This is a genomic window from Cohnella nanjingensis (genome assembly GCF_014212125.1).
GTDB lineage: Bacteria > Bacillota > Bacilli > Paenibacillales > Paenibacillaceae > Cohnella > Cohnella nanjingensis.
On sequence record NZ_JACJVP010000056.1, the window covers coordinates 14,166 to 40,659 of the forward strand.

The following is a 26,494-nucleotide window of genomic DNA, read 5'->3' on the forward strand; positions in this document are numbered from 1 at the left end:
GTTATTTTTGTTTTTGAGACCGGTGCTCTAAATAGCGTTTCACCGCCAGATCGATAAACGGTTGGGATGCCTCCATCAGATCGCGGTCTCCTTCCGGCCAAGCGGATCGATCCGCTTGTACCTGAGCAAAAGCATGAATGCGGTCGGGATCTCCTTGGGTTACATCCGCCGTCATTTTCCGCCAGTCTTCGGCCATGGCTTGCGCGGCCGGATCATCCGGCGACACCCCGGACTTGGCCAGCGTCGCGGCTTTTAAGGCCAACACTCGCCAGGTGTGATACAAATCGAAAGCGTCTTGTTCGTTTTCAAATCTCTTGCTGAATACGCTCATCTGTGCGTCTTTAAACGCGTATTGCCTCCAATCCATCAGGTTGCTGTTCTTCAGCGTCTCTATAAAACCGGTTAAAAGCTGCCAGGACGGGTAATTTCCCGAAGCTATGGCTGTCCGGCACGCTTCGATCGCAGCAATGCCGGCATGCGCATCTTCTATTTTCTTGTAGAGTGCGACCTCTTGCGCATGCAAGATTTGCTCGATTTGCGACAACGAGGGGCGGTTAACCACTTTGTCGCGTATTTCTTGCAAGGAAAGCCCCAAGGATTTGTAAAAAATAATCTGCTCCAACGAGAGCATGTCCTCTTCGGTATAATAACGTCTCCCGCCTTCGGTCCGGCCGGATGTCGGCAAAAGACCGATCTTGTCATAGTGCTGGAGCGTTCGTACCGTTACGCCGGTGGCCGCGGCCAGTTCGCCGATCAAAAACGTTTTGTCTTTGTCGCTCATGCAGATCGCCTCCCTTCTTATTACATCACATGACGTTACGTAACGAGCAAGTGATCTTTCCCTTTTTTTGTCGCTTCGGCGCGGCAACGGCAATCCCGCGAATAGGAAGAGGACTCCGTCGTTGGAGTCCTCGGGGTCACGATATGACATGCTTTGGCATTCGGCGGCGAATAAGGGCTGCTCCCCGGCGGTCTTGACGACCGCGATGGCGAACAGCCCTCTTCTATCGTTCTATCGATTCTCCTCGATTAACGCCTCCGCCTCGCGGATCAGCCGATCCAACGCCTCGACCGTATCCGCCAGTCTCTCCGCGTCGGGAGAGAGGCTGGCGAAGATGCCGTTGACCGAAGCCCGGTAACGCGGAAGCGCGAGCGGGAACGACTGGGCTTCGTCGACGGCGCCCTTCTCGTTCATCAAGTACCTGCCGTTCAGGGCGAACAGCGTCTGGTTGAGACAGGCGACGGCGCGGAAGCAGCAGCCCGCGACGTAGTTCGCGTCCAGCTTGCCGACGGCCTTGCGCGCGTTGGCGGCCGTGAAGCCCGCCTCCCATCCGAACTTCCGCATGATCCCTGCTCTAAGCGCCTGAGGATAAGGATCGGTCATCGCCCGAAGCCGGGCGACGCTCCCGTCGGGATCCCACAGCGGGAGACAGGAGGCGATCTCCGCCATATAGATCGCATTCACGAATCCGTGCGGATGACCCGGCTGATAATCGATCGTGACTTCGCCGCGCGCGCAGTCCCCGATGACGCGTTCCACCCGGGAGAGGTCCCGGTAGAGGAAGTCGACCGGGAGGCCGCCCACCTGCAGCCACCCGCCGCCGTTAATCCACGGTCCCCATCCGCCGACGGGGGTAATCAGGCCGTCTTTTCCCTCGTCGTCCAGCTCGGAAGCCAACCGGCCCAGCGCTTCCAGATCCAGTTCTTCGTCCGGGCCGTAGAAAATACCGATATCGAGATCCGATTCGGGCCGATGCGTCCCTTTGGCTCTAGAGCCGCCGAGCACGATCGCGCGCACGCCCCGTACCGCCGTCAGCCCCTGCACGACGCGCGCCATGATCGCCTCGGCATCCCGATGGTCCGCCATCTTCGTCCACCCCGCATTCCTTTTTTTTGCCCAACTTGCAGCGACGAACGAGCGGACCGGGCGCCAACGCCGTGGCCGTCAACGCCGCGACGTCTCGATCTCCGCGCTTACCGCGCCTCGACCGTCAACGTATCGCCTGCGGCGAGACGCACCCGCTCCGCGAAGACGAGATCGTTGCCCTCCCGCTCGCAGACGACGGGGCGTCCGTTCACGACGACCGCCGCGGCCGTCTGGCCCGCGAGCAGATCGGAGCGGAAGCGCCCGACCGTAAGCTCGCCGTATGCGACCGAGAGGCGCAGCTGACCGTTCGCATGCGCGAACTCGCCCCAGCCCCGGCCCAGCGACCAGAACGTCTTGAACGCTTCGCGGTTCACGACCGGACTGAACCCGATGAGACCTTCCTGCGCCTGGTCATACTCGAATCCGCTCAGCGCGGTTAACAAAGAGTAAGACGCCATGGACCGCACATAGTTGCTGCCGCACTCGAATTCGTTCCACGGATTGCGGCGCTCCCCGTCGTAGCGGTGCCGGATCGCCCGAACGACCGCAAGCCCTTCCTCCACGAGACCTTCGTAGATCATATGGCTCGCCGCCTGATACTCGAATCCGTTCATGCACTCGTCCGCATACGGCACCGGCACCTTCGGCGCGCCTCCCTTGGGGTACGTGGCGATCAGGAGCCCGCGCTCGTCGTTCAGCCCGTAGATTCGGCAGGCGTTGGTATAGTCTCGCAGCACCGGAATGAAGTTGTATTTGTAGATCGCGCTTACCGCCGCGCGCGTCTGGTCGCGGTCGAACACGTAGCCGAGCCCGACGACGTGCGCGTGCCATTGGCCCAGCACCTGGTCGATGTGGCAGGCTTCGCCGAACTGGTACTTGATCTCGCCGAGCTCGGGATCGACGTCGAACCGCTCATCCTTCAGGTCGACCTGCTGCGTGAAGTATTCGCCGTTGAACAGATGATCGCGTACCCAACGGCGCCCCCGCTCGTACAGCTCCCGGTATTCGCCGGCCGCCCCGTCGCCGAGCGCCTCGGCCATGACAGACGCCGCCAGGAGCGCGCTGTGGTACATGCCCGAGAGAAAGGCGTTCGGCCCGTACGCTTCCTCGTCCAGCGTATGATGCTGCACGCCTTCCATGACGCCGTCGCGGTCGCGGTCCCACCAATCGTCGTTCGTTGGGTCCCAGGCGTATTCGAGCGACTTCTTCACCTGCGGCCAGATACCACGCAGCCAGTCGGTATCGCCGGAGATGCGCCATTCCCGGTACGTCTTCACGATGTCGGCCATCTGGCCGTCAGCGGCAGCGTGGAACTTGTTCTCCTCGCGCGTCCGCTCTGGCGGCAGCATGAGGCGGAACGCGACCTTGCCGTTGTCGAACTGCGCGTGCCGATAGTGGTTATCGCGCATCGACCGGGCCAGCTCGGGGAACAGGAACGGCGTGACCTGCTCATAGCCCCACACGTGGGTGCAAGAGCCTTCGCAGGAGCCCTCGTTCGTATGAACGCCCTCGAAGCCGTAGAGGGAGCCGTCGGGCAGGCGGAGCACCGTCGGCGACTTGAGGATGGAGATGTTGGCCGAGACGGCGTCCACCACTTCGTGTGGCAGCGTCGAGCCGAACAGCAAGTCCTTGAACGCGCGCGTCTCGCGTTCGAGGCGCGGCAGCTCCGCGAACAGGTACCCGGCCGTCTCCTTGGAATCCCCGAATTGCGTCGCGTAATAGTTTTTCCACGACGGATACGGTCCGTTCTCCTTGCCCTTGCCCGGATTCCAGTCGTTCACGTAGTTCGGGTAGCTCCAGGAGAGGATGAACGTGAACTTGCCGGTCTCTCCAGGCGCCAGCGTCCGGTGCCCGCTGAGCAGGCAGACGTCCCGCCACTGGCGGGCATCCTCTCCTAACTCGCTGACGTCGTCATAGTGCCGCTCCTTGAACCGGCCCGGCGCGGTGAACGCCTGCCAGAACACGACGGCGTTGTCGAACCAGCCCCCGCGGTACCAGTAGCTCTGGTAGCTGACGTCCTCGCAGTCCGTCGCGAGCGTCAGATCTCCGTATGCAGCCTCCTCCTCGGCGTAGGCGTTCGAGCGGAGCTTGAAGCCCCGGTACCCCGCCTCGTCGAAGTAGCTGTTAATGGCGCCCCGTTTGGCGGGGTTGGTCAGGTTGCCGACGACGCTCACGTCGAGCGGCTCCGCCGACCGGTTCGTCACGGCATAGGTCAGCACGGCGGCCGGCAGCGAGGAGTCCTTCGCATTCAGCGGGATGAGCGGATTGAACGCGGTCAGCTTGACCGAGATCGGATCCCCCGCGTCGTCGAACGCGATCTCCGCGAACGGGTACTCTCCCTTGAACGACGTGTTCGCGAAATGCGGGAAGCCCGTCATGTTCTCGCGCTTCGGCCCGTAGCCGTAGCCTTCGAACTTGCCCTTGCCCTCGCCCGTATAGGGGGTCTGCAGGTCGCCGTGCAGCACCTTGGTCAGCTTCACGACGCCTTGCGCCTCCGCCTTGACGGCGAAGAAGGAGAAGCCGTTGTGGCTCAGCTTGTTCGGCTTGTTGAAGATCTCCCAGTCGATGAGCCTGCCGTTCCCGGCGAGACCGACGCAGCCGCTGCCGATACCGCCGAGCGGGAACGAGATTTCCTTCGATTTGTAGCCTTCGTACACGAACCTTCGGGATGTCGTCATGGTTGTTCTCCTTTTTGCCGCTATCGGCTGTGATTTAGACCTTCAGTCCGCCGCCCGCGATGCCTTCGATCAGATACTTCTGCCCGAAGATATAGAAGAGCATCGGCACGATCAGCGTGATCGTCACCCCCGCGAGGATCGCGGACAGATTGCCCGCCCCGAACTGGCCGTTCAGTACGGTCATGCCGATCGGGAGCGTCATCTTCTCCGCCGTGTTCAGGAAGATGAGCGGCCGGAAAAAGTCGTTCCAATGCGCGATGAACGTCATCACGCTCGTCATGGCGATGACCGGCACGGACATGGGCAGGATGACGTTGAGATACCCGCGGACGCGGCCGGCGCCGTCGATGAACGCCGCTTCCTCGTAGCTCGGGGAGATCGTCATCATCATCTGCCGGATGAGGAAGATGCCGAACGGATTGATCAGCGCCGGCAGGATGAGCGCCGCGTGCGTATCGACCAGATCGAGCTTCGACAGCAGGATGAACTGCGGGATGATCGTCACCTGGCCCGGGATCATGAGTCCGGACAGGAAGATGAGGAAGATGGCGTTTTTGCCGGGAAACGAGAGACGGGCGAACGCGTAAGCCGCCATGCTGGAGATGAACACATGCCCGATCACGATCAGTCCCGCGACCTTGAGGCTGTTCAGCATGAACGCGAGCAGCGGCACTCGCTTGAACACTTCGCCGTAGTTGTCGAAGTTGAACGTCGTCGGGAGGATCGCCGGGGGCAAGTCGAAGGAGTTCTGCGGCAGCCGGAGCGACGTCGAGATGATCCACAGGAAGGGCGCGAACATGAACGCCGCGACGACCAGCAGCGCGCCGTCCGTCAGCAGTCTGGCGCCGTATCGCTTCATCGGCCTTCCTCCTCTCTATTCTTGGTTATAGGACACCCACTGCCGGCTGAACCGGAACTGGAGCGCGGTCACGAGCAGGATGATGAGGAACAAGCTGATCGAGACGAGGGAAGCGTAGCCCATCTCGTGGTGCTGGAACGCCACCTCGTAGATGTACATGTTCACCGACCGCGAGGCGTCGCCCGGTCCCCCGCCGGTGATCAGGTAGGGCTCGTCGAAGATCTGCGTTGCGCCGATCAGCGTCGTGACGAGCACGAAGAAGATCGTCGGCGACAGCATCGGCAGCGTGAGCCGGAAGAAGGACTGCGCGGCGCTCGCCCCGTCGATCTCCGCCGCCTCGTACAGCGTCCTCGGAATGTTCTGCAGCCCGATCACGTAATAGAGGAAGGCGTTGCCGATGAACTTCCAAAAGCTGTAGATCGCGACGGCCAGGTAGACCCACTTCGGCGATTGCAGCCAAGGAATCCGCTCGATGCCGAGCAGGCCCAGCAGGTAGTTGAGGACGCCGAAGTCGTTGTCGTAGATGAAGCTCCAGGCCACGGCGACGGCGGCCGAGGTGACCAGCACGGGAAAGTAGTAGGCCGTGCGGTAGAAGTACTTCCACCGGCTCGAGATGCCGCGCGTCGCCCCGAGCGCCAGGAGCAGCCCCAGAATCATGTGCATGGGGACGAGGATCAGGACGTACTTCAGCGTATTGCCGTACATGAGGCCGAGGCGCTGGTCGTGCCAGAACTGGCGCAGATTGTCGATTCCCGTCCACCGGTGCGGGGTGATGACGTTGTATTGGGTGAAGCTCAGGTAGACGGAGACGACGAGCGGCTCGGCGACGAACACGATGAACAGGAGCAGCGCGGGAAACAGGAACAGATAGCCCGCGAAGCCGTCCTTGACGGACCGACGCATTCTCATGAATACCTCCTCGGAAGCCGCCGGGAGCTGCGGCCCTGGACCACAGCGCCCCCTTCGGCTTCCGCTGGATTATTTTTTGGCCAGGGCGGCGTCGATCTCCGTCTTCGCCTTCTTCATGGCCGTCGCGGCGTCCATTTGATTGGAGAGGATCGACGACATGTAGCGGTTGAAGATGCCTTCGATCTCGCCGTACTGCATCGGCGCTTCGACCGGCTGGGCGATATCGGCGCTGTCCGCGTACACTTGCCAATGCTCGGCCGGCGTCTTCGGCAGCACTTCCTTCATGACCGAGATGCGGGTCGGGATCGAGAAGTTCGACAGCGTCGTCTTCTGCGAGAAGGACGAGGACAGGAACGCCGACAGCTTAAAGGCCGCCTCCGGCTGCTTCGTCGACTTCAGAACCGGGAACGCGCCGGAGCCGAAGATGACCTTCTGCGTCTTGAACTTCGGCAGGAGCTGAATGTCGATCGCCTTGAACTTCGTCTTATCGTAGGTGCCGAACGGCCACTTGCCGGCGGAGATCATCGCGACGCGGCCGGAGATCAGGTCGTTGATCATGTCGGACTTCGGATTTGGCACGGGCGAGACTTTGTATTTGTAGATCAAGTCCTGGAAGAACTGCATCATCTCGATGGCGTTCGGGTCGTCCAGCTTGCTCGACGTCATGCTCTCGTCCAGGACGCTCGCTTCGTTGTTGAACAGCCACGCCGATGCCCCGAAGTAGTAGTTCGGGATGGCGAAGCCGAACGTCTTCTTCCCGTCTTTGTCTGTCGTGAGGGCTTGGGCGTAGCGGAGAAAGTCGTCGCGGGTCCAGTCGGACGGAGGGACGGACAGCCCCGCCTCCTTCAGCAGATCGGTGTTGAAGTGCATGACCACGTTGTTCCAGTCCCAGACGAAGCCGTACGTCTTGCCGTCGACGACGAACGGGGATTGCAGCTTCGGATGCAGGTCCTCGTAATTCTCCAACGCGTCGGGGAACTTCTCCATGTAGTCGTCGAGCGGCAGCAGCAGATCCTGCTTCGCGAACATCTGGATGCCTTCGATAGCGACCCGGATGACGTCCGGGGCTTTGCCGCCCGCGATCATCGTCTGGATCTTGTTGAAGTAGTCGGCCCAGCCGTTGCTCGTCACCGAGATCCGGTTGACCTTGATATCGGGGTTCTTCTTGTTGAACTCTTCCAGCAGCACCTTCAGCTGCTCGTTGCTGACGTCTCCTTCGTTCCAGACGATCGTGACCTCTTGTTTGCCCTTGGCCGCGCCCGTATCGGACGACGCGGACGCCTCCCCGTTTTTCGTACCGCCCGCGCATGCCGCCATGAGCGAGGCGAACAGGGCCAGGATCAGCGTCAGGACGGCGACGCTTTTCGTTCTTCTCATCATGGGTCGCTCCTTCTCGGAAGGTTGACTTCTTAAGCGCTTACAATTCGGCCTTTAGAAAAAATCCCTTGCCAAAGTCTGCTGCGATTACACCCTCGAATTCTCTTCCTTGCGTTGAATAGATATCCCCCGCCGCTAGCGAAAATTGGTCACCGTGCACGTGAACGGCTTAAATATAGCACAGGGCAAAATGACTGTAAACAGAAAATCGTGCACGTGAACGCATTTATTTTTTCGCTATTTTTGCATATAATCGAGATAGAAGACATATCCCGTCCTAGGCCCGTCGGCTTGGGGCTTACTCTACGGCTTCGCTTAGGAGAACCAGACCATGAGCAAAACGAGCCAGCAAATCGCCGAAATCTGCGGCGTATCGCGCGGCACCGTCGACCGGGCGCTCAACAACCGTCCCGGCATCAATCCGGAGACCAAGGAGAAGATCCTTCAGGTGGCGGAGCAGCTCGGCTACCGGCCGCACTTTCTCGCGCAGAGCCTGGTGAAGGGCAGCACGCGGTCGATCGGCGCCGTCCTGTTCGACATCAACAACCGCCTCTTTCCCCAGCTCGTCAACGCGATCGAGACGAGAGCCAGCGAACTGGGCTACTTCCTGTACTTGACGCTGACGAACAAGGACCCCGAGAAGGAGAAGGACTGCCTGCAGCATCTCGTCGACCGCAAGGTAGACGGAATCCTCCTCCTCTCCGTCAACAAGGGCGAGGCCTTCGAGCAATTCCTCGGCAAGCTGAACGTGCCCGTCGTGACCTTCGGCAATCTGGTCTCCGACGGCATCCCCTTCGTATGGGTGGACGACCGCGCGGCGATCCGGGACGCCGTACGGCATCTGGCCGCCCAGGGCTACGAGGAGATCATCTATCTCAGTCCCCCGATGGCGCTGGCCGGCAAGACCAACCTGTACGCCGTCGAGCAGCGCTACCTCGGCTTCGAGGAGGCGATCGCGGAGACGCCCGGCCTGCTGACCGATATCGTGCTGCACAAGGGCTATCTGGAGGAGATCGACGCGCTCCTGCGGCGGGGGGACAAGAAGAAAGTCATCCTCTGCACGAGCGACAAGTATGCGCTGAAGGTGCTGCTGCATCTGAAGCAGAAGGAAATTCGCATTCCGCAGGACGTCGGTCTGATGGGCTTCGACAACATCGACACGCTGGCCTATATCTCGCCGGCCTTGTCGACGATCGCGTATTCGTCGGATGATGTCGGCACGCAGGCGGTCGACCTGCTCGTCGATCGGATCGCGGGACGGGACGTGCCGATGCGGACGACGATTCCCCATCGCATCGTCCAGGGCGAATCGATCTGACGCTCGGTCTCGAAGGCGGCTCCACGAACAAAATCGCGACTGCCGGCACCGTCCGGCAAGTCGCGATTTGTCGTTATTTTCCAGCTAGGCGTCTCTCTCAAAACTTTTTCCGCCGTCTTTGCGTCTAATAGACTAGTTGCAATCATCGAAAGACGCTGCCGCTCGCGGGAGCGGAAGGAGATCGGCTATGTTCAAACAAGCGCTCGCGCTTACCCTCTCGGCCGCGCTCGCGTTGTCCTCGGCGGCTTGGATGGAGCATGCGAAGGCGGAAGCGGGACCCCAGGTGGAACGAGTCAAGCCTGGCATGCTCTACAAGAAAGACGGCACGGCGTGGCAATTCGGCGACGGCACGACGCTGCCGACCCGGGTCCTCGCGCTCTCGAACATCCGGGAGGCGTTCGGCTGGCGGAGCGACGCCTTCTACGCCTGGCGATTGAACGGGACCGTCTGGCGGTATCCGACCGGCGCGGAAGAGGAACCGGAGCAAGTCGCCAACCTGACGCACGTCGTCGACGTGTCCGATGCGGACGGCTACGCGCTTGCCGTCCGGAAGGACGGTACCGTGTGGGCGTGGGGGAGCAACCGCTTCGGTCAGCTCGCGAACGGCAAGCTGGGGAACCAGGACGTCGTCAAGCCGCAGCGAATCGCAAGCTTGTCCAATATCATCGCCGTCTCCGCCCAGCGCGGCAACAATATCGCCTTGGCCAGGGACGGAACGGTCTATACGTGGGGGCAGCTCATCGCGCCGCACAAGGAATGGTACGACCCGCTCTCCGCGAAGGACATGCAGACGCGTCCCAAGCGTATTCCCGAGCTGCGCCATATCATCAAGATCGACGGGACCTTCGCTCTTCGCGAGGACGGCACGGTCTTCGCGTGGGGCAACAACTATTACGGACAGCTCGGCATAGGGGCGCCCAAGCGGACCTACATCGCGACGCCGCGGCCCGTCACCCTGCTGGCGGGCCAGGTTCGCTCCCTGTCCGTCTCGAGCAACTTTGCCTTGTTCATGACGAAGAAGGGCGAAGTGTGGGGGTCCGGCCTCGATCTCTCCGGCCAATTGATGGGGCAGACCTCGCACGGCTCGTCGAACTTGCCGCTAAAGCTTCCCGGCCTCCGCGGCGTGAAGCAGGTCGCGGCCGGAGCCGGTTACGGTCTGGCATTGAACGAGAATGGCAGCGTCTACGCGTGGGGGCTGAACCGCCGCGGGGAGCTCGGGATCGGGTCGGCGGGCTACCCGGTGCGCGAAGCCGCCAGCTATGCCAGTGCCCAACGCGTCGCGCATACGGTAGCGATCCGCATCGACGGGCGGGAGCAGGCCGAGCCGGCCTTGATCCGCGACGACACGGCGTACGTGCCCGTCAAGACCGTCGCGGATGCCGCCGGCGCGGTTATCGCGTGGACGGAATATTCCCGCAAACAGAAGGTGATGGTCGTCCAATACGGCGGCCGTCTCCTGCAAGGGCGGATCGGCTCGACGCAGCTGGTGATGGATGGGCAGCCGGTGATGCTCAAGACGCCCCTCTCCGTCGTGAACAACCGCGTCGTCCTCCCTGCGCGGCTGCTTGCCGAATGGTTCGGGACCCGTATCGATTGGGACGAGAAGACCGGCGAGGTCCGCTTCGACGCCGTTCAGTCGAAGTGAGCGCTGCGAAGCCAAGGAATCCTTCATTCGTCGATCGTTCGGTTTACGTTTCCTGATCCTTTTGATTGGCTTCGCTCCGATCGTATCCGACAGCGCGGATTCGTCCAACTGGCAGACCCAAACGAACAAGCCTCAGGTTCCGGACAACATCCGGCGACTGAGGCTTGTTGCGATTAGAGGATCAGCTCATTTACGTGTGAATTGTTGCAACTGTACCGCTTTTTTCGCCGTTAACGTCATCCAAACCCTAGTAAGTTGCAAAAGTACAACTTATTTCGCCGCTAACATCGTCCAAGCCAGAATAAGTTGCAAAAGTACAACTTATTCGGCCCTTTTTAGCTCATTCGGCGAATTTCGCCCAAATAAGTTGTACAATTACAAGTTTTTTCCTTACTAACGCCAAAATGGGCAAAATAAGTTGCACTTTTGCAAGTTATTGCTTTCTCGACTAGCTGTACGGCCGATGTGAAGCCGCTCCAGAACAAACTTGTCCCCATGACCTGTTTACCAAAGAAGATGCGTTTAAGGATGCTCGGTCCCATACGTTTAAAAGTTGTTCGGCCCCCCAGTCGAACTAGGGGTTTTCATACCCAACAAACGAAGACCCGCGGCCCCTCATACAGGTGCCGCGGGTCAATGTTCGCCTGCCTTTACTTGCCATACACCTCGAACTCCGAAATCTGCGCGGCCGCCCACGCCGTGTTGCCGGAGACGGTCAACCGCACGTAGCGAACTTTCGCCGGAGCGTCCAGCTGGATCTCCGCCTGGTTGCCCGCCTTCGGGTCGAAGGTGCGCGGGGCCGACGGCGACAGCGTCGCGAACGTCTGGCCGTCCTCGCTGCCGAGCACTTCGATCTGCTGATCCCGCTTCTCCCACGCATCCTGCGGCGGGAGCGAGAGGACGATGCGCTGTACCTCGTGCGTCTCGCCCAGATCGACCGTGATCGACTGCGGGAACTTCTTGGCTACGCTCTCCCAGTACGTATACGGGTCGCCGTCGTTCGCGAGCTTCGCCGGGAACTCCTTGGCCGTATCGGTCGTGGACAGGATGTCCTTGCCCGCGGCCAGGTTCGTCTGCAGCTTCACCTTCGCAAAGGTTTCCTTCGCCTCGCTCGGCTTGTCGGACTTCGTCAGCGCCACGTAGCCGACCTTCTGCGTCTTGATCAGCGCGACATAGTCGAACTGCAAAGCTTCTCCGTCTTCGACGACGGGCAGATCGGCGATCTTGGCGCCGCCGGCCGTATAGGCCGCCGCCTTCGCGTGAGACCACTTGGCCCCCTTCTTGATGCGCAGCGTCGTATCCGTGCCGTAGGGCTGATAGACGCGAATCTCGCCGTCGGCGCGCACCTCCACGAGATCGTGCTCGCCGGGATCGAGATCGGCGCCGTTGTACCGCACGTAGTTGCCTGCGCGCACCTTGCCGTCCTTCGATACGATATCGAAGCCGCCCGGCGACAACGCCGTCGCCGCATCCAGCGCGTACGGCTGCTTCTTGTCCCAGTTCGCCGTCACCTGGCGGCTGCCGAAGTCCGTCCGGGTCACCGCGTCCGTCACTTGCGCATAAGCGAGCACCGGCTTGTCGACATAGTCCGCCAGGACGTACCGCTGGAACACGCCCGCGAGCTCGACCCACGGGTTGTTCACGCCGTTGAACAGATCCGCGCTCAGGTTGTAGCCCATCGCCGCATTCCAGCGCAGCATGTCTTGACTGTCCGTCATCGTCTCTGCGGCCAGATCGTGCTGGTAGAGCATGACTTTGTCGCGCACCAGCATGCCGATCATCGGGTAATAGTCGGTGTACGCCGCCGTCTTCGCCCGGTAGCCGAGCAGGTCCCAGAGGTAGTTCGAGCCCATGAAGCCCGTCGCGTCGTCGGCCAAGACGTCGAAGCCGTCCTCCGTATACATCGGGTTCTTCACCGAAGCGAAGTAGTCTCGCACGCCCGCCAGATAGGCCGACGAAGGATCGGTGCCGGCCGGATTGCCCGCGTTGTAGACGAACGGGGCGTTGCGGATGCCCCATTGATCCTCGAAGATGCCGTCGAAGCCGGCGTCCATGAGTTTCCCGTGCTCCTTCGCGATCCGTTCAAGGGCATAGGGGTGGTTGATGTTGACGACATAGCCGCTATGCTCGCCGTAGTCTTCCTTCACGATCGTCCCCGTACGGTCCTGAACGATGAGGTCCTCCGGCTTGATGCCCGAAGGCAGCGAAGCGAGCGTCGGCGAGTGCACGCCCCACCACGAGAAGTTCGTATAAGGCACGAGCTTGTGCCCCTTCGCCTTCGCTTCCTTCACGAACGTCTGGAACGCGTTGTCTCCGCCCCATTTCGGATCGGGCGGCATAAAGTCCGGGTAGTTCTCGTCGTGTCCGCCCGTCTGGAAGCCGACGAGGTGGAGCACCCCCGGATAGGCGAGCTGATCGGCATACTTCGTCTTCAGCGCGTCCCAGCTGGCGTCCTTCAGCGCCGAGACGTCCATCTTGTAGAATGGAAGCCGCGCGTAGTCGGACAGAGACTTGCCCAGCTTCTTCTCCAACGTTTTGTAGTCGGCCATCCCGTTGCGGTCGCCGTACGAAGCGATCGAATCCGGGTAGTCGCCGCCGATCTCGAGCACGATCTCCGGCGTCCGCCACTTCGCGTCCTTCGGTACCGCCGTCGCGTAATCGTGGACGATGGCGGTCATCCCCGGCTCTTTGACCTGGGCCTTAAACCCGAGGTTCGTCGTCGCGACCGTCTTGCCATGGACGTCATAGACCGCCAGGCTGCCGTTCGTCGTCCGCAGCGCCGTATAGGAGGCGAACATCACCCCCGGGTATTGGTCTTCGAAGGAGGCGTTGTTTTTAAAAAACGCGTCCTTCAACCGCGCGCCCGGCAGCATCGGCAGCAAGCCGTCCTTCACCTGGTCGGCGGGAACCTTCAGCTCGTACGGAAAGCGGAACGACTTGAGCGTCTTGCCCGTCCCGTTCGCCACCTCGGCGCGCAGGGAGATCCGGCCCGCGTCCTCGAAGCGGACGGTCGCGTCCACCTTCAACGGGCCGCCGTAATGCAGGCTCAGCTCGCCCTTGCGCTTGTTCCATTCGTAGGCGAACGCGTCCGCCTTCGCGCCGTTCATCGCGCTGTCGTCGTCCAGGAACGCCCACCACAACGCGCCGTCGCGGTTGCCCGCGGACAGCTCGGCCTTCGCCTGCTTGTCGCGCAAATAGGCGATCCCGCCATTATCGGCGCGGAACGCCGCCTCGTAGCGGCCGTTCGAGACGACGAGCAGTTCGCCCTTCTTTTTGAGACCCGCTTGGTTCCCCGATACGACGGAAGGATACGCGATCGCGGCCGCGCCGACGATCACGACGACCGCGGCGAGGCCGATCCACAGCCATTTGTTGTTGCGAAGCTTGACGTTTGCCATCCGTACACCCCTCTTCTCTATTGGGAGCTTGCCGGGCCGCGTGCTAGCGAATCGCGATCGACCAATCGCCCTCGGCGGTCAGCGCCGCGGAGAGGGTCTGTCTGGTCTCGTCATAGGACCAGCTCAGGTCGGTAGCCCCGCCGGACGCCGTCACATCCGCGGGCTTGGCCGGCAGATGCCGGACCTCGACCCGCAGGCGCTCCGCTCCCGCGCCTTGCCCGAGTCCTTCGTGCTCGCCCGCGCTGCGTAGCGTCCGCGCGCCTTGTTCCCAAGCGAACGCCCGCAGCCGGTAGGCGCCCTGCTCGTACGCATAGGTCTTGCCGTCATCCTCGTACAGCCGCAGGCTGCCGTCGTCTCCGGCATAGACGCGCAGCGTCAGCTGCGCTTCGCCGCCTTCGCCCCCTTCGCCCCCGGCCTCTCCCGCATCGTCCGCATGCTGCCGAAGCGGCTGCTCCGGCACGATCGCGCCGGCGCGCACATAGATCGGCATCGTCTCGAGCGGCGCCTCCGCCAGCACCTGCCGGCCGCCCTCGTGGCGCTCGCCCGTCCAATAGTCGTACCAAATCCCCGCCGGCAAGTAGACGGCTCTGGCTTTCGTACCCGGCCGCAGGATCGGCGCGACGAGCAGATCCCGCCCGAACAGGAACTGATCGCACAGGTTGTAGACCTCCGGGTCCTCCGGATACTCGAGCAGCAGCGGCCGAACGATCGGCAGCCCGGAGACGGACGCTTCGCGGAACAGCGAATACAGCAGCGGCATCAGGCGGTAGCGCAGGCCGATATACGTCCGGCAGACGTCCTCCACCCGCTCCCCGAACAGCCAGGGCTCCTGGCGGATCGTATCGATGGCGCTGTGATTCCGGCAGAACGGGATGAACGCGCCCATCTGCGTCCACCGCGCGAGCAGCTCGCCCGACGTATGGTGCGAGAAGCCGCCGATATCGGGACCCGCGAACGCGATGCCAGACAGGCCGAGGTTCAGCACCATCGGGATGCTCATCGCCATGTGCTCCCAGTAGCTGCGGTTGTCGCCGGTCCAGACCGTCGCGTACCGCTGGATGCCCGTGTAGCCAGCACGGGTCAGCACGAACGGCCGCTCCCCGCCGAGTCCCCGCTTCAAGCCTTCCTGCGTCGCCTTCGACATCAGCAAGCCGTACAAGTTGTGCCACGCCTCGTGCGTCTTCGGATCGCCGTTATTGCCGTGGACGACGTCCGGATCCATCGTCTTCGAATCGTTGAAGACGGACGGCTCGTTCATGTCGTTCCAGATGCCCTTGATACCGTGGTCGATATAGTGACCGTGCTTGTCGCCCCACCACCGCGCCGCGCGGTCGTCCGTAAAGTCCGGGAACGCGCTCGGCCCCGGCCATACCGGACCGATGAAGATCTCGCCCTCCAGCTTGCGGCAGAAGTAGCCGTTCGCCACGCCTTCTTGGTAGATCGGATAGGTCGGATCCCGCTTCACGCCCGGATCGACGATCGGCACGAGATGGAAGCCGAGCTCCGTCAGCTCCGCCATCATCTCCTTCGGCCGCGGGAACCGGTTCGGATCCCAAGTGAACACCCGATATTCGTCCATGTAGTGGATATCGAGGTACAGGACGTCGCAGGGGATCCCCTTGCGCCGGAACGTGCGGGCGACTTCCAGCACCTCGTCCTGGTTCATGTAGCTGTAGCGCGATTGCTGGTAGCCGATCGACCACTTCGGCGGCAGCGGCGTCTTCCCCGTCAGATCCGTCAGGCGGGAGACGACGTCCTTCAGCGACGGACCGCCCAACATGTAGAGATCCAGTTCGCCCTTCTCCGCCGTGATCAGGTAGCGGTCGGCATGGGTGCGCATGTCGAACGCGGTCCGCCCGGGATTATCCAGCAAGACGCCGTACGCCGGACGGCCGTACCGGAAGTGGATGGACCAGGGAATCGATTGGTAGAGCGCATCGATATCCGGCACGTGCGGCGCGTAGACGTCGCTGTTCCACATCTCGTAACGCTCGCCTTTCTTGTCGAGGAAGCCGGTCTTCTCGCCCAAGCCATAGAAATGGGACTCGTCCGTCATCGCCAGCGCGAACGACGCGGCTCGCTTCTCGTTCCACGAGATTCCCTTTTCCTCCAAGACGAGCGCGCCATCGGCATCGTACACCTTCAGGGAGAAAGCGCCCTTCGCGACGACCGCGCGCAGCGCGTCGGTCCGCAGCTCGTACGCCTCTTCGTCCTCGCGCAGAACCGCGCTCGCGTCCGTGAACGACTCCCGCAGAATCGCGGGCGTCGCGGCAAGGTTCGGCTCGCCGTCGCCGATCTTCAGCTTCAGCCGGAGCGTCCGAGGGCCGACGAAGGCGAGCAGCACGCTCGCGTACTCTCCCCGGAAGACGACGGCGCCGCCCTCCCGGCGTTCCGCGCGAAGGACGCGGCCGACCCGGTAGATGGAGGAGGAAGCGGAATTCGACCCTTGCTGGTCGGGATGGATTGCTTCGCTTGTCAACATGATGAATAAGCCACCTCTGCATTCGATGATGACCTAATCATACAAAGCCCTTCGCGCGATAACGATTCGCAGCCCTACGCATCGTATGTGCAGATTTACGGAGATTGCGGCTTCCCGGGTTAAGGCCGGGGCTAGTCGATCTGTCAACGCCATGAAGACCGCCCGATGCGGAGGCGCATTAGGCCGCCCGAAGCGAAAAACCGGCCTCGAAACGGCGGTTGCCGCTTCGAGGCCGGTCTTGGTCAACCTATCGATTATTGCACTTTGATCGCGTCGTAGAACTTCGTTTGCACCGTCTTCGCGGCGTTGTCGAGCTGCGCCTTGATGTCCGTGCCTTTCTTGGAGAACACTTCTTGCACGACGTTCGTCATCGTAGCGTAGTAGTCTTGCGTGTTGTATTGCGCTTCCGGCTTGCCGTCCAGCAGAGCTACGGCGTCGGCGTTGTATTGGTAGACGTTGTCGTACTTCGCGAATACCGCTTTGGCCTTTTGGCCGTACTCGGAATCGTCTTTGTAGTAGTTCAGCATTTGCGGAACGTAGAACTTGCCGTCCTTCTTGCGCGCTTGGATGTTCGCTTCGAGGGAAGCGAGACCCTTGTCGGAGAAGTAGTCGAAGGTCGCGTAGTAGAACGCGATCGCTTGCTCGTCTTTGGAAGCGTTCGGGTTGACGACGAGGAAGTCGCCGCCCAGGATGCCCGCGTGCTTGCCGCCCTTCTCGGCTGCCGGCATCGGATAGATTAGGACGTCTTCCGGCTTCATGCCGCCTTGGTTGATCGCTTGGTCCGCCAGATCGCTAGGTCCGGCGATTGCCATGCCCGTGCGGCCTTGCGCGAAGGCGCCGACCGCGTCGCCCCAGCCGAGCGCCCAGTCTTGCGGAATGGCGTTCGCTTCCCACTTCAGCTTCTGGTAGAACTGCATCGCCTTGACGCCCGCGTCGGAGTTGAACGCCGCCGTGACTTTGCCGTCCGCGACGGTCTGAATGTCGCCGCCCGCTTCAAACAGGAAGTTGGTCCAGTTCCAGCCGGCTTCGTTGCCCTTGCCCATCGGCGCGATGCCCGAGATGCCCTTGCCGGGATCGGCGATGCCCTTGGCCGTGTTCAGCATGTCGTCCCAAGTCCAGTCGTACGCCGGCGGGGTGATGCCCTTGGCTTCGAGCATCTTCTTGTTCACGCCGGTCGCGGTGATGTAGCCTTGTTGCGCAATGCCGTATACCTTGCCGTCGATCATGAATTGATCCTGCAGCAGCGGGTTCATCTGATCCTTGAACTCGTAGTTGTTGAACAGCTCCGTGATATCGGCCGCCCAGCCCTTCTCCGCCAGGAACTTGCCTTCCGTGGCATAGGTGTTGAAGAGCGTCGGCGCTTCGTTCGCGCCCATCTTCATGCCGATCTCGTTCGGGTTGTATTGCCAGTCGCTCTTGACGATCGTCACGTTCGGGAACTTCTCGTTGAAGCGTTTGATCTTGTCGTCTTCCAGCGCGCGCAGCTCCGGCTTGTCAGGCGTTGGATAGTAGATGCTGATCGTGACTTTCTTGGAGGTCAGGTCGTCCGCCGGAGGCGCCGACGCGCTGGCTTCGGGAGAGGAAGCCGATGCCGACGGGGATGCGGAGGAATCGCTCGGAGAAGCGTTGCTGCCCCCGTTGCTCTTGCTGCCGCATGCCGTGAGAACCAAGCTCAGTGCGATGATACCGGATGCTACAGTCGTAATCTTACGCATGGATTTTCCCCTTCTCGCTTCATGTTTTTGGTTACAGGACCATCATAATGGAGCCGTTTACATCGGACGATGTGTATTCCTATTCCGATCGTGTGCAACTTTACGATGTCGATTTTTACGATGCGGGCGGATCGAAACGCTGGATCAGCCCTTTACGCTGCCCACGTTCAAGCCGCGCACGATGAACCGCTGGAAGATCAGGAATACGGCGATCGGCGGCAGCATGACCATCGTCAGGATGGCGAAGCGGATGTTCGTATCGAGTCGTCTGGCGTCGATCACGAGCCGCTTGATGGCGGTCGCGAGCGGATAGTGGTCGCCGCTCATGACCAGCGACGGCCAGAACCATTCGTTCCACGCCGTGGAGAAAACGAAGATCCCGAGCGTCGCGAAGATCGGCATCGACAGCGGGAACGCCAGCTGGAAGAAGCAGCGCAGCTCCGAAGCGCCGTCGACCCGGAACGACTCGAACAGCTCTTGATTGATGCCGTCAAAGAAGCTCTTCAACAGCAGCAGATAGAAAGCGTTGGCGCCCGCGGGCAGCCAGAATGCCCAGTACGAGTTGATCAAGCCGATATCCTTCAGGTTGATGAAGTTCGGAATGATGTACGTCGTCGGCGGGATGAACAGCGTCGACAGGAAGAAGTAGTAGACGCCCTTCCGGAAAGGCCAGTCCAGCCGGGACAGACTGAACGAAGCAAGTCCCGACAAGATCACCGTGACGACCATGCTCCCCGCGAAGATGAACAGCGTATTTTTCAAATACTTGGTCAGGTCGATGTAGTCCCAGCCCTTCTTGTAGTTGTCGAAGTGCCATTCCTGCGGCAAGAAATGCGGCGGGAACGTATTGACTTCGACGTTGGCCTTCAAGCCGTTGAACAAGGCGACGGCGATCGGATAGAGCATCGAGACGGCCATGACCGCTACCATCAGGACCATCAGATAGTAGACGATCTTGTTGGCGGGCTTCTTCAGATCGTAGGCGGAGATAATGCCGCGTTCCCCGTTCCTCATGCCGCGTTCCCTCCCCGGTTCGAGATGCGATGTTGAATCAGGGCGAGAATGCCTAGCACGAGGAACATTAGCACGCCTAGGGCCGAAGCGACGCCGTAGTTGAAGTTGTTGAAGGCGTTGCGCACGATGTACAGCGCATACGTCAGCGTCGTATTGTTCGGTCCGCCGTCCAGCATGGCGAACTGGGATTGGAAGCCTTGGGAAGTCCCGATCAGCTGCAGCATGAACAGCAGCGCGATCTGATTGCGGATCGAAGGCAGCGCGATATGCCAGATGCGGCTCCACACGCCGGCGCCGTCGATCTCGGCGGCCTCGTACCAATCCCGCGGAATGCTCATGATGGCGGCGAGATAGATGAGCAGCGCCGATCCGAATTGCTGCCAGGTCTCCATGATGACGATCGAGATCATCGACCAGCGCGTGTCCGTCATGAAGTTGATCGGCGTAATGCCGAGCCAGCTCAGCGTCGCGTTGAACGGGCCGACCGGATCGTAGAGCCATCTCCACAAGCCGTAGAGCACGACGACCGGCACGACATATGGCAGGTAGGCCGCCACGCGCGCGAAGCCCTGGAACCGCTTGAGCTCCGAGATGGCGATGGCGAAGACGATCGGAACCCAGAACCCGATCACGATACACAAGCCCACGTAATATAAAGTGTTCTTGATGGCGGTCCAGACGTCGGGATCCTTGAATACGTACTTGTAGTTGTCCAATCCGACGTAGCTGTTGCCCTTGACGAAGTCAACATGGTAGAAGCTGTAGACGATCCCCTTGACGATCGGCATCCAGAGGAAGAGGAGAAAGATCGCGACGGAAGGAAGCACGAATGCGTAGCCCCAGAAGTATCTTCTCCATTTCCCCCTCGCCCGCGACGGCCCCGCTGCAAGCGGAGGAGCGGACACGGTCGTTTGATTCATACGGTCTCCCTCATTCCTTTTCTATCGGTCCATCTTCATTTTAGGAAAAGGCGGAAGACGTGAACATGTGCGTATCTATGCTGATCGTGAGCGATATTACTTCTTCAGCTCGCTCGGGCTCACGCCATAGTATTTTTTAAAAATTTTGCTAAAATGTTCCGGCGATTCGTACCCGACGCGCTCCGCGATCTCATACCGGCGGAGATCGGTCTGCAGCAGGAGCCGCTTGCTCTCCTCCATGCGCAGCTTGATGACGTACTCCCATAGATTGAAGCCCGTGTTCTTCTTGAACAGATAGCTCAAATAATTGGGGCTGACGTGGTTGCGCTGGGCGACCTCGTGCAGGGTCAGCCCCTTCTGCGCGTAGTTCTCCTGAATATACGCCATCGCCTTGTCGACGATCTGATTGTTCCGCTCCGTCCATTCCTCCTCCGTCGGCTCCTCGCCGAACAGGTTCCACTTGAAGTCGCCGTAGTAGAAGACGAAGTGGTCCTTGTGCTCCCGGTTCCAGAGGATCGCCTTGCGGGCCTGCTCGTTCAGGACGTGCAGGAATTCGCCGCCCTTCAAGATCTGGCTGATGCCGACCACGCAGGGAAGCTCCAGGTACTTGGCGATATTGTGGTGGAGGCTCCGGCCGATCATCTCGAGCTGATTGATCTTGTCGACGCTGGAGTCTCCGTACGCCGCCTCGTCCCACTGAATGAGGATGCTGATCTCCGACAGCGGCGAGTAGAACGCCGCATGGCTCCACTCCTTGCCCAGCAGCTCGCTGACGATGTTGAACGCCGCGTACCGGAGCAGCTCTTCGTCGCCGGATTGGAGACGCCGGTTGGCCGCGGCGGCTTCGAGATCGAGCTTCACCTTGATCAGCGCGAAATAAGGCCCTCTCAGTCCAAGCTCGGCCAGCTCCGCCGCCTCCGGGCGATCGCCGTCGCCCGAGAGCATCCGGTTCAGCCGTTCCATCCGCTGGGGCTGGGGCACCTCCATTTGGAAATGCTCCCGGAGCTGGGACATATATTCGTCTTCCGCCGGAATCGGCTTATCCATGTGCAGCAGCACGTTCCGTACGGAATCGAGGAACTGCTCGCTCTTGAGCGGCTTGATCAGGTAATCCTTGGCGCCCAGCCGGATGGCGAGCTGCGCATATTGGAACGTCTCGTGCGCGGAGATGATGATGGCTTGAACCCAAGGCTTGATGATCTTGGCCTGGTGCATCAGCTCGATGCCGTTCATCGCGCCCATCTGAATGTCGGTCACGAGCAGGTCGATGTCCTCGATGCGGAGGTAATCCAGCGCTTCATGGCCGCTGTGCGCCGTGAATATCTGGCGGATGTTCAATCCCGACGTCTGTAGTAGATTGCTGAGGCCTTTGCAGATGAGCGGTTCGTCGTCGACGATCAGAATGTTGTACATCTCCGTTAATCCCCCTCTTGTTCCTTATATTCGCGAATCGGGAGCGTGATCGTCACGACCGTGCCGCCGCCCTCCCGCGCCGCGTAATGAAGGCCGTAGTCCGGGCCGAAGTGCAGCCCGATGCGCTGATGGACGTTGCGGATGCCGTAGCCGGTAGAAGGCTGTTCCTGATCGGCCGCGAGAATCCGCGCGATCGCCTCGTAATCCGCCGCTTTGTAGCCGTTGTCCGCGATCCGGATGACGATGCGGTCCTCTTCGCGGCAGGAGCTGATCGCGATCTCCCCGTCCTCGCCCATGTTCCGCACGCCGTGGATGATCGCGTTCTCGATCAGCGGCTGCAGCGTGATCTTGGGGATCAGATTCCGGAGCGTGTCTTCCGCCATCGTCCAGGTGACCTTGAACTCGTACTCGTAACGCTTCTGCTGAAGATTCATGTAGGCGACCGCATGCTCCAGCTCCTCGTCCAGCGGGATCAGCTCCCGGCCTCGGCTGAGCGCGATGCGCATGAGTTTGGCCAATTCCTTGATCATCTCGGCGGATTGCGAATTGCCCTCGAGCGCGCTTTTCCAATAGATGCTCTCGAGCGTATTGTACAGCAGATGGGGATTGATCTGCTGGTAGAGCACCTGAAGCTCGATCTCCTTCTGCTTGATCTCCATCATGTAGCGGTCTTCGATTAGCGTGTTCATGCGCCGGGCCATCCCGTGCACCGAGTGGATGAGCACGCCGACTTCGTCGTTGCGCTCGTTCTCGATCCGGTCGGGCACTTTCTTCCCGGGCACGTACGATCGGGTAAAGACGGCCAGCCGCTGCATCGGCGTGAGGAGCGACCGCCAGAAATACGCCATAACGACGATGCCGAACAGGAGATAGACGATCGTGATCAGCTGGATGACCTGCTTGAGCTCGCTCGACTGCTGGAGCATCGACCGCGTCGGGATCCGGTAGATGAGCTTCTGCTGCGAGGCGTAATGATAGTGCTCGACGTAGATATAGTTCGAATCGATGACGTCTACGGTCCCCTCGGGGTCGTCGCCGGTCACCAGATTGGCGGGCAGATCGAGCGTGCTGCCGATCTTCCCGTTCGATGCGGCCTGGATGCGATTGCCGTAATCCGTCAAGTAGATCTCCCCATCGTCGGGGAGAGAGACCGGCTGGAGCGACTGCTCGATCTTCTTGTTCATATTCGTCGCGACCAGTACGCCGATGGCCACGTTGCCCTGCATCGTGCTGTTGACCGCCCGGAAGTAGCCCAGCGTATTCTGGCTTGAAGCGGAGCTGAGTTCTTTGACCAGCTTCAGGTACCCTTTGCCCTTCAGCTCCAGCGCTTCGTCGATCCAATCGGGCTTGTTGTCGTCCGAGTAGAAGAATACGCCGCCGTTCTTGTATTTGGACTGCGGGATCGGAGCGAACGGATATTGGCCTTCCGGATCGTAGACGTACAGGTAATAATAGACCGCTTCGCCCCCGGTCATCCCGAGCGAGTAGTTGTTCAGCAGCCGGTCGGCCGCCTGATACTGCTTCACCCGGTCGAACGTCTCGTCCGGATCGGTCGGATCGTCCATCGGCTCGTCGAGGTGCTGCAGGCTTTGCGTCACCGGATTCTGAATGATGGTCGTCATGATCCGGCTGATCGTATCGATATCGCGGCCGATGAGCGAGAAATTCTGCTTGTTCAGCTCGGCATAGGCGTTGGTCACGTTACGCTTGAGGATGTCCTCGGCCTTGGTATTGGCGTACCAGTTCAGCAGGAACACCGGGCTGACCAGCACGAAAAACAGCAGAATAAGCTGCTGCTTCACGCGCATGCGGGTCAGCGGATTGGTCATTTTGATCTTCAAGGCGGGCCCCCCGTTAAGTTGACGATAAAGATGAGGTAAGCGCTTGCGGCGATGATCCGAGCTGCCCGCCATCCGGAGGAGAGGCAGTGCCATTAGTATTAGGGAAGCGTGCCGACCTTGCCAGCGCCGAACGGCAACTCCGTAGCTTTGCGCCTGATTTGCGTGGAACCGCACATCCAAGTAAAAACGGCTTTGCCGTCTTCCTAGACGGCGACACGTTTTTATCGTCGGTCATACAGATAGGAATAGGCGCGAGACTTATACATTCTGCAGGACCAAGTAAAAACGGCTTCGCCGTCTTCCTAGACGGTGACACGTTTTTATCGTCGGTCATACAGATAGGAATAGGCGCGAGACTTATCATTCTGCAGGACCAAGTAAAAACGGCTTTGCCGTCTTCCTAGACGGTGACACGTTTTTATCGTCGGTCACACAGAAAGGAATAGGCGCGAGACTTATACATTCTGCAGGACCAAGTAAAAACGGCTTTGCCGTCTTCCTAGACGGCGACACGTTTTTATCGTCGGTCACACAGAAAGGAATAGGCGCGAGACTTATACATTCTGTATGACCTAGGAAGTTTGTCGCACCCCTATTCTACCAGAGGATCCGCCGATGCGGTTAGATAAACGGTGCGAAATCAAATCCTCGTTGAACCGGCAGGCGTTGCTCCATCGTCAGCTACAAGCAGCATGCTTCCGTATGGCCTAAAGCTTGGCTGCCCCTCGACTTGCTGCAGGAACTGCCGACCGGACGCCAAAAGGGGCTGTCCCAAAGCGATCGCCTGGAAGGGAACCCGACCGATTATGAATGAAAGGACCCCAAGTTCCACCGCAATGTGGAGGATGAGGTCCTTTTTAGATGAGAAATTCAACGCTAAGCGGGGCTTAAATAAATCGCAAATTGACTTACGGGACAGTGCCGCGTGCGATTCGCGACAGTAGGACAAACAATTGCAAACGTACAACTTATTCGGCTTTCATTCGAGACAATAGGGCAAATACCTGCAAACGTACAACTTATTTTGATAAAAACAGGAAATTCGTCCATTCCAGGCCTATTTAGTTGTACATTCGCAACTCTTTATTCGTTTGGAGGACGATTCCGTGAAAAAACTTGTACGATTACAACTCCTGAGCGCGTTTTAGAGGATATCCAAGTCGGTCGGCATGCGGCAGGTCGCCCCCCTCCGCTGGGCAGTCCGGCGGCTAATTCGTCTCGTCGCCGTCGAAAATTTGCCGCAGATGGTGGTTCAGATGATCGAGGTAGTCCGTGACGAGCCATTCCAGCGTGACGACCGTCCCGTTCGCAAGCCGGCAGCGATGCGCGAGACGATCGGCCGGCAAGCCCTTCGCGACGCGGACGACCGACCGGTTCAGCGCGAGCCACAAGGCGAGCACTTCGTCGACCGGGGCGTCGTCATAGCGCTGTGCGGCCACCCAGGCGTTCTGATCGTAAGGCCGGATGGCGAGCGGTTCCTGGGAAGGAGCGGCGCCGTGCACGAAGCGGGTCAGATTGTTGACAGCCGAATCGCATAAGTGTCCGAGAATCTGCAGTCGGGACCACTTCCCCGGCGCGCGCGGACGCGCGGCGGCCTCCGGCGTGAGGCGGCTGAACCGCTCGGGCACGGTTTGCAGCAAAGTCTCCAATTCGGAGAGGGTGTCGGCGATCATGGGGCGTCCTCCTTTTAATTCTCATTACTTCCTCAAGGGGTCTATGCTTCGGCGCGCAGGACATGCGCCTCGAACCAATCCCAGTCCGCCCCCACGTGCTCGGGACGATGCGTATCGGAGCCGTAGACGAGCGGGACGCCCGCTTCGCGGCAGGCGCGGATCAGCGCGTCCGGCGCGTAACACTCGCCGCAGGTCGCCACGCGGAAGCCGGCCACGTTGACGTCCACGCCGACGCCGGCCTCGGCCAGCTTCGGTACGAGCGCGAGCAGACGCGCTTCGACCTGCGCGTCGTCGATGGGCGGGAGCGCCTGCTGGAACTTGCGGATCAGGTTCGGATGCCCGATCCGCTTGCGCATCGGTAGCTTGGACGCCCAGGCGATCGCCATCTCTACATGGTCGAAGTAGGTGTCGACGATGTTCGCCATCGAACCATACGTCTCCAGAAAAGCATCCTTGAAGTCGTCCGGCGTAAAGTCGATGCAGCGCATGCCGCCGCGGCCGGGCAAGTAGTGCACCGAGACGACGACATCCTCCAGCTTGTCCAGCCAAGGCGCGAGGATCCGGTCGGAGTAGGCCTCGTTCTCGTACAGGTAATCCATCTCCAGGCCGAGCGCCACCTCGATCCGGCCCGTATAGCGCGCCTTCATCTCCTCGATGTAGGCGAAGTAGTCCGGCAGCTCGGATTCGGGCATCGCGAGCTCCGCCATGAGGGCCGGATTGTCGATCCAACCTTCCGGCAGCGGCGGGTGCTCGCTGATTGTATAGCGCTCGAAGCCGAGCGCGATGGCACGCTCCAGGTATTCCGGCGTCTCCGCCTTGTTGCCGTGGTAGCAGAATTTGGTGTGCGTATGTCCGTCCCATTTCAACGTCATCGGTCGTGTCCTCCGCCTTGCGAATGTGGTTGTAGTTGTTTCTTTGACCACATTGTATCACCTCCGCCGTTCGGAGGCGACCGTTCAGCCTTCAGGTTGCGGATACCGGCGGACGGGCGGAGTTGTGCACATGTGGGTAGACGTCTAACGGTGGATGAACGTCACGCAAAGGCGGGGCGAACCGCCGCATCCCCGGTTGTGCCCGGGGATATGTGGATGCCGCTGTGGAAAGCGTGGGCAACCGGGCGGGTTCGCCGTCGCTAAGAGGAGAAGCTGTGGATGGCGAATGTGCGTATGTAGATTACCTACTTTGGCGGGCGGTACGCCGAAACGGCGAATGTGCGTATGTAGATTACCTACATTAGCGGGCGGTACGCGGAAACGGCGAATGTGCGTATGTAGACTACCTACTTTGGCGGGCGGTACGCCGAAACGGCGAATGTGCGTATGTAGATTACCTACTTTGGCGGGCGGCACGCGAAAATGGCGAATGTGCGTATGTAGACTCAATGG

General features: G+C 60.5%; 17 protein-coding genes. 2 read left to right on the plus strand and 15 right to left on the minus strand.

All coding sequences use genetic code 11. The features are described 5' to 3' along the window. Window position 1 precedes the first annotated feature (1 nt). The 6 genes from H7C19_RS29695 to H7C19_RS29720 all read right to left on the minus strand — a co-directional run bounded on the left by H7C19_RS29695 (window position 2) and on the right by H7C19_RS29720 (window position 7,690). Window positions 2-781, minus strand: coding sequence for a MerR family transcriptional regulator (locus H7C19_RS29695; RefSeq protein WP_185672724.1), 780 nt, complete (start codon window positions 779-781; stop codon window positions 2-4). 231 nt (window positions 782-1,012) lie between these two features. Further along, a complete protein-coding gene (locus H7C19_RS29700) occupies window positions 1,013-1,867 on the minus strand; it encodes a nucleotidyltransferase domain-containing protein (RefSeq protein WP_185672725.1) in 855 nt (284 codons plus the stop codon). Between the two features lie 107 nt (window positions 1,868-1,974). Further along, window positions 1,975-4,545 (minus strand): GH116 family glycosyl-hydrolase, encoded by a 2,571-nt coding sequence (locus H7C19_RS29705; RefSeq protein WP_185672726.1) that lies wholly within the window; start codon window positions 4,543-4,545, stop codon window positions 1,975-1,977. 34 nt (window positions 4,546-4,579) lie between these two features. Beyond that, on the minus strand, window positions 4,580-5,404 hold the full coding sequence (locus tag H7C19_RS29710) for a carbohydrate ABC transporter permease (RefSeq protein ID WP_185672727.1): 825 nt from the start codon (window positions 5,402-5,404) through the stop codon (window positions 4,580-4,582). Between the two features lie 15 nt (window positions 5,405-5,419). After that, complete coding sequence (locus tag H7C19_RS29715; protein WP_185672728.1) at window positions 5,420-6,313, minus strand: carbohydrate ABC transporter permease; 894 nt, start codon at window positions 6,311-6,313, stop codon at window positions 5,420-5,422. Window positions 6,314-6,382: 69 nt separating this feature from the next. After that, window positions 6,383-7,690: an ABC transporter substrate-binding protein gene (locus H7C19_RS29720; RefSeq protein ID WP_185672729.1), complete on the minus strand. Its 1,308-nt coding sequence runs from the start codon at window positions 7,688-7,690 to the stop codon at window positions 6,383-6,385. A gap of 331 nt (window positions 7,691-8,021) precedes the next feature. Between H7C19_RS29720 and H7C19_RS29725 the strand changes: the two genes are divergently transcribed. Both H7C19_RS29725 and H7C19_RS29730 read left to right on the plus strand, forming a co-directional pair. Further along, on the plus strand, window positions 8,022-9,008 hold the full coding sequence (locus H7C19_RS29725) for a LacI family DNA-binding transcriptional regulator (protein WP_185672730.1): 987 nt from the start codon (window positions 8,022-8,024) through the stop codon (window positions 9,006-9,008). Window positions 9,009-9,195: 187 nt separating this feature from the next. Then, window positions 9,196-10,653 carry an RCC1 domain-containing protein gene (locus H7C19_RS29730; protein ID WP_185672731.1) on the plus strand — a complete coding sequence of 486 codons (1,458 nt, stop codon included), beginning with the start codon at window positions 9,196-9,198 and terminating at the stop codon, window positions 10,651-10,653. A 650-nt stretch (window positions 10,654-11,303) separates the two neighbouring features. Here the strand turns inward: H7C19_RS29730 and H7C19_RS29735 are convergent. The 9 genes from H7C19_RS29735 to hisJ form a co-directional block, all read right to left on the minus strand. Then, complete coding sequence (locus H7C19_RS29735; RefSeq protein WP_185672732.1) at window positions 11,304-14,051, minus strand: discoidin domain-containing protein; 2,748 nt, start codon at window positions 14,049-14,051, stop codon at window positions 11,304-11,306. 43 nt (window positions 14,052-14,094) lie between these two features. Then, window positions 14,095-16,533 carry a glycoside hydrolase family 31 protein gene (locus H7C19_RS29740; RefSeq protein WP_185672733.1) on the minus strand — a complete coding sequence of 813 codons (2,439 nt, stop codon included), beginning with the start codon at window positions 16,531-16,533 and terminating at the stop codon, window positions 14,095-14,097. 254 nt (window positions 16,534-16,787) lie between these two features. After that, on the minus strand, window positions 16,788-18,248 hold the full coding sequence (locus H7C19_RS29745; RefSeq protein WP_185672734.1) for an ABC transporter substrate-binding protein: 1,461 nt from the start codon (window positions 18,246-18,248) through the stop codon (window positions 16,788-16,790). Between the two features lie 144 nt (window positions 18,249-18,392). Beyond that, window positions 18,393-19,262, minus strand: a complete 870-nt coding sequence (locus H7C19_RS29750) for a carbohydrate ABC transporter permease (protein WP_185672735.1) — start codon at window positions 19,260-19,262, stop codon at window positions 18,393-18,395. Then, window positions 19,259-20,182 (minus strand): carbohydrate ABC transporter permease, encoded by a 924-nt coding sequence (locus H7C19_RS29755; protein WP_185672736.1) that lies wholly within the window; start codon window positions 20,180-20,182, stop codon window positions 19,259-19,261. Before H7C19_RS29755 ends, H7C19_RS29750 begins: the two co-directional genes overlap by 4 nt. A gap of 96 nt (window positions 20,183-20,278) precedes the next feature. Beyond that, on the minus strand, window positions 20,279-21,595 hold the full coding sequence (locus tag H7C19_RS29760) for a response regulator (protein WP_185672737.1): 1,317 nt from the start codon (window positions 21,593-21,595) through the stop codon (window positions 20,279-20,281). Window positions 21,596-21,600: 5 nt separating this feature from the next. After that, entirely contained in the window at window positions 21,601-23,436 is a 1,836-nt protein-coding gene (locus tag H7C19_RS29765; protein WP_185672738.1) for a sensor histidine kinase, read from the minus strand. A gap of 1,208 nt (window positions 23,437-24,644) precedes the next feature. Then, window positions 24,645-25,109 carry a DinB family protein gene (locus H7C19_RS29770; protein ID WP_185672739.1) on the minus strand — a complete coding sequence of 155 codons (465 nt, stop codon included), beginning with the start codon at window positions 25,107-25,109 and terminating at the stop codon, window positions 24,645-24,647. A gap of 41 nt (window positions 25,110-25,150) precedes the next feature. Then, window positions 25,151-25,981, minus strand: coding sequence for a histidinol-phosphatase HisJ (gene hisJ, locus H7C19_RS29775; protein WP_185672740.1), 831 nt, complete (start codon window positions 25,979-25,981; stop codon window positions 25,151-25,153). Window positions 25,982-26,494 lie beyond the last annotated feature (513 nt).

What these genes read in the sequence shown, in the direction of transcription:
- H7C19_RS29695 (WP_185672724.1), bottom strand. Translation starts at nt 781, where the DNA reads ATGAGCGACAAAGACAAAACGTTTTTGATCGGCGAACTGGCCGCGGCC.
- H7C19_RS29700 (WP_185672725.1), bottom strand. Translation starts at nt 1,867, where the DNA reads ATGGCGGACCATCGGGATGCCGAGGCGATCATGGCGCGCGTCGTGCAG.
- H7C19_RS29705 (WP_185672726.1), bottom strand. Translation starts at nt 4,545, where the DNA reads ATGACGACATCCCGAAGGTTCGTGTACGAAGGCTACAAATCGAAGGAA.
- H7C19_RS29710 (WP_185672727.1), bottom strand. Translation starts at nt 5,404, where the DNA reads ATGAAGCGATACGGCGCCAGACTGCTGACGGACGGCGCGCTGCTGGTC.
- H7C19_RS29715 (WP_185672728.1), bottom strand. Translation starts at nt 6,313, where the DNA reads ATGAGAATGCGTCGGTCCGTCAAGGACGGCTTCGCGGGCTATCTGTTC.
- H7C19_RS29720 (WP_185672729.1), bottom strand. Translation starts at nt 7,690, where the DNA reads ATGAGAAGAACGAAAAGCGTCGCCGTCCTGACGCTGATCCTGGCCCTG.
- H7C19_RS29725 (WP_185672730.1), top strand. Translation starts at nt 8,022, where the DNA reads ATGAGCAAAACGAGCCAGCAAATCGCCGAAATCTGCGGCGTATCGCGC.
- H7C19_RS29730 (WP_185672731.1), top strand. Translation starts at nt 9,196, where the DNA reads ATGTTCAAACAAGCGCTCGCGCTTACCCTCTCGGCCGCGCTCGCGTTG.
- H7C19_RS29735 (WP_185672732.1), bottom strand. Translation starts at nt 14,051, where the DNA reads ATGGCAAACGTCAAGCTTCGCAACAACAAATGGCTGTGGATCGGCCTC.
- H7C19_RS29740 (WP_185672733.1), bottom strand. Translation starts at nt 16,533, where the DNA reads ATGTTGACAAGCGAAGCAATCCATCCCGACCAGCAAGGGTCGAATTCC.
- H7C19_RS29745 (WP_185672734.1), bottom strand. Translation starts at nt 18,248, where the DNA reads ATGCGTAAGATTACGACTGTAGCATCCGGTATCATCGCACTGAGCTTG.
- H7C19_RS29750 (WP_185672735.1), bottom strand. Translation starts at nt 19,262, where the DNA reads ATGAGGAACGGGGAACGCGGCATTATCTCCGCCTACGATCTGAAGAAG.
- H7C19_RS29755 (WP_185672736.1), bottom strand. Translation starts at nt 20,182, where the DNA reads ATGAATCAAACGACCGTGTCCGCTCCTCCGCTTGCAGCGGGGCCGTCG.
- H7C19_RS29760 (WP_185672737.1), bottom strand. Translation starts at nt 21,595, where the DNA reads ATGTACAACATTCTGATCGTCGACGACGAACCGCTCATCTGCAAAGGC.
- H7C19_RS29770 (WP_185672739.1), bottom strand. Translation starts at nt 25,109, where the DNA reads ATGATCGCCGACACCCTCTCCGAATTGGAGACTTTGCTGCAAACCGTG.
- hisJ (WP_185672740.1), bottom strand. Translation starts at nt 25,981, where the DNA reads ATGACGTTGAAATGGGACGGACATACGCACACCAAATTCTGCTACCAC.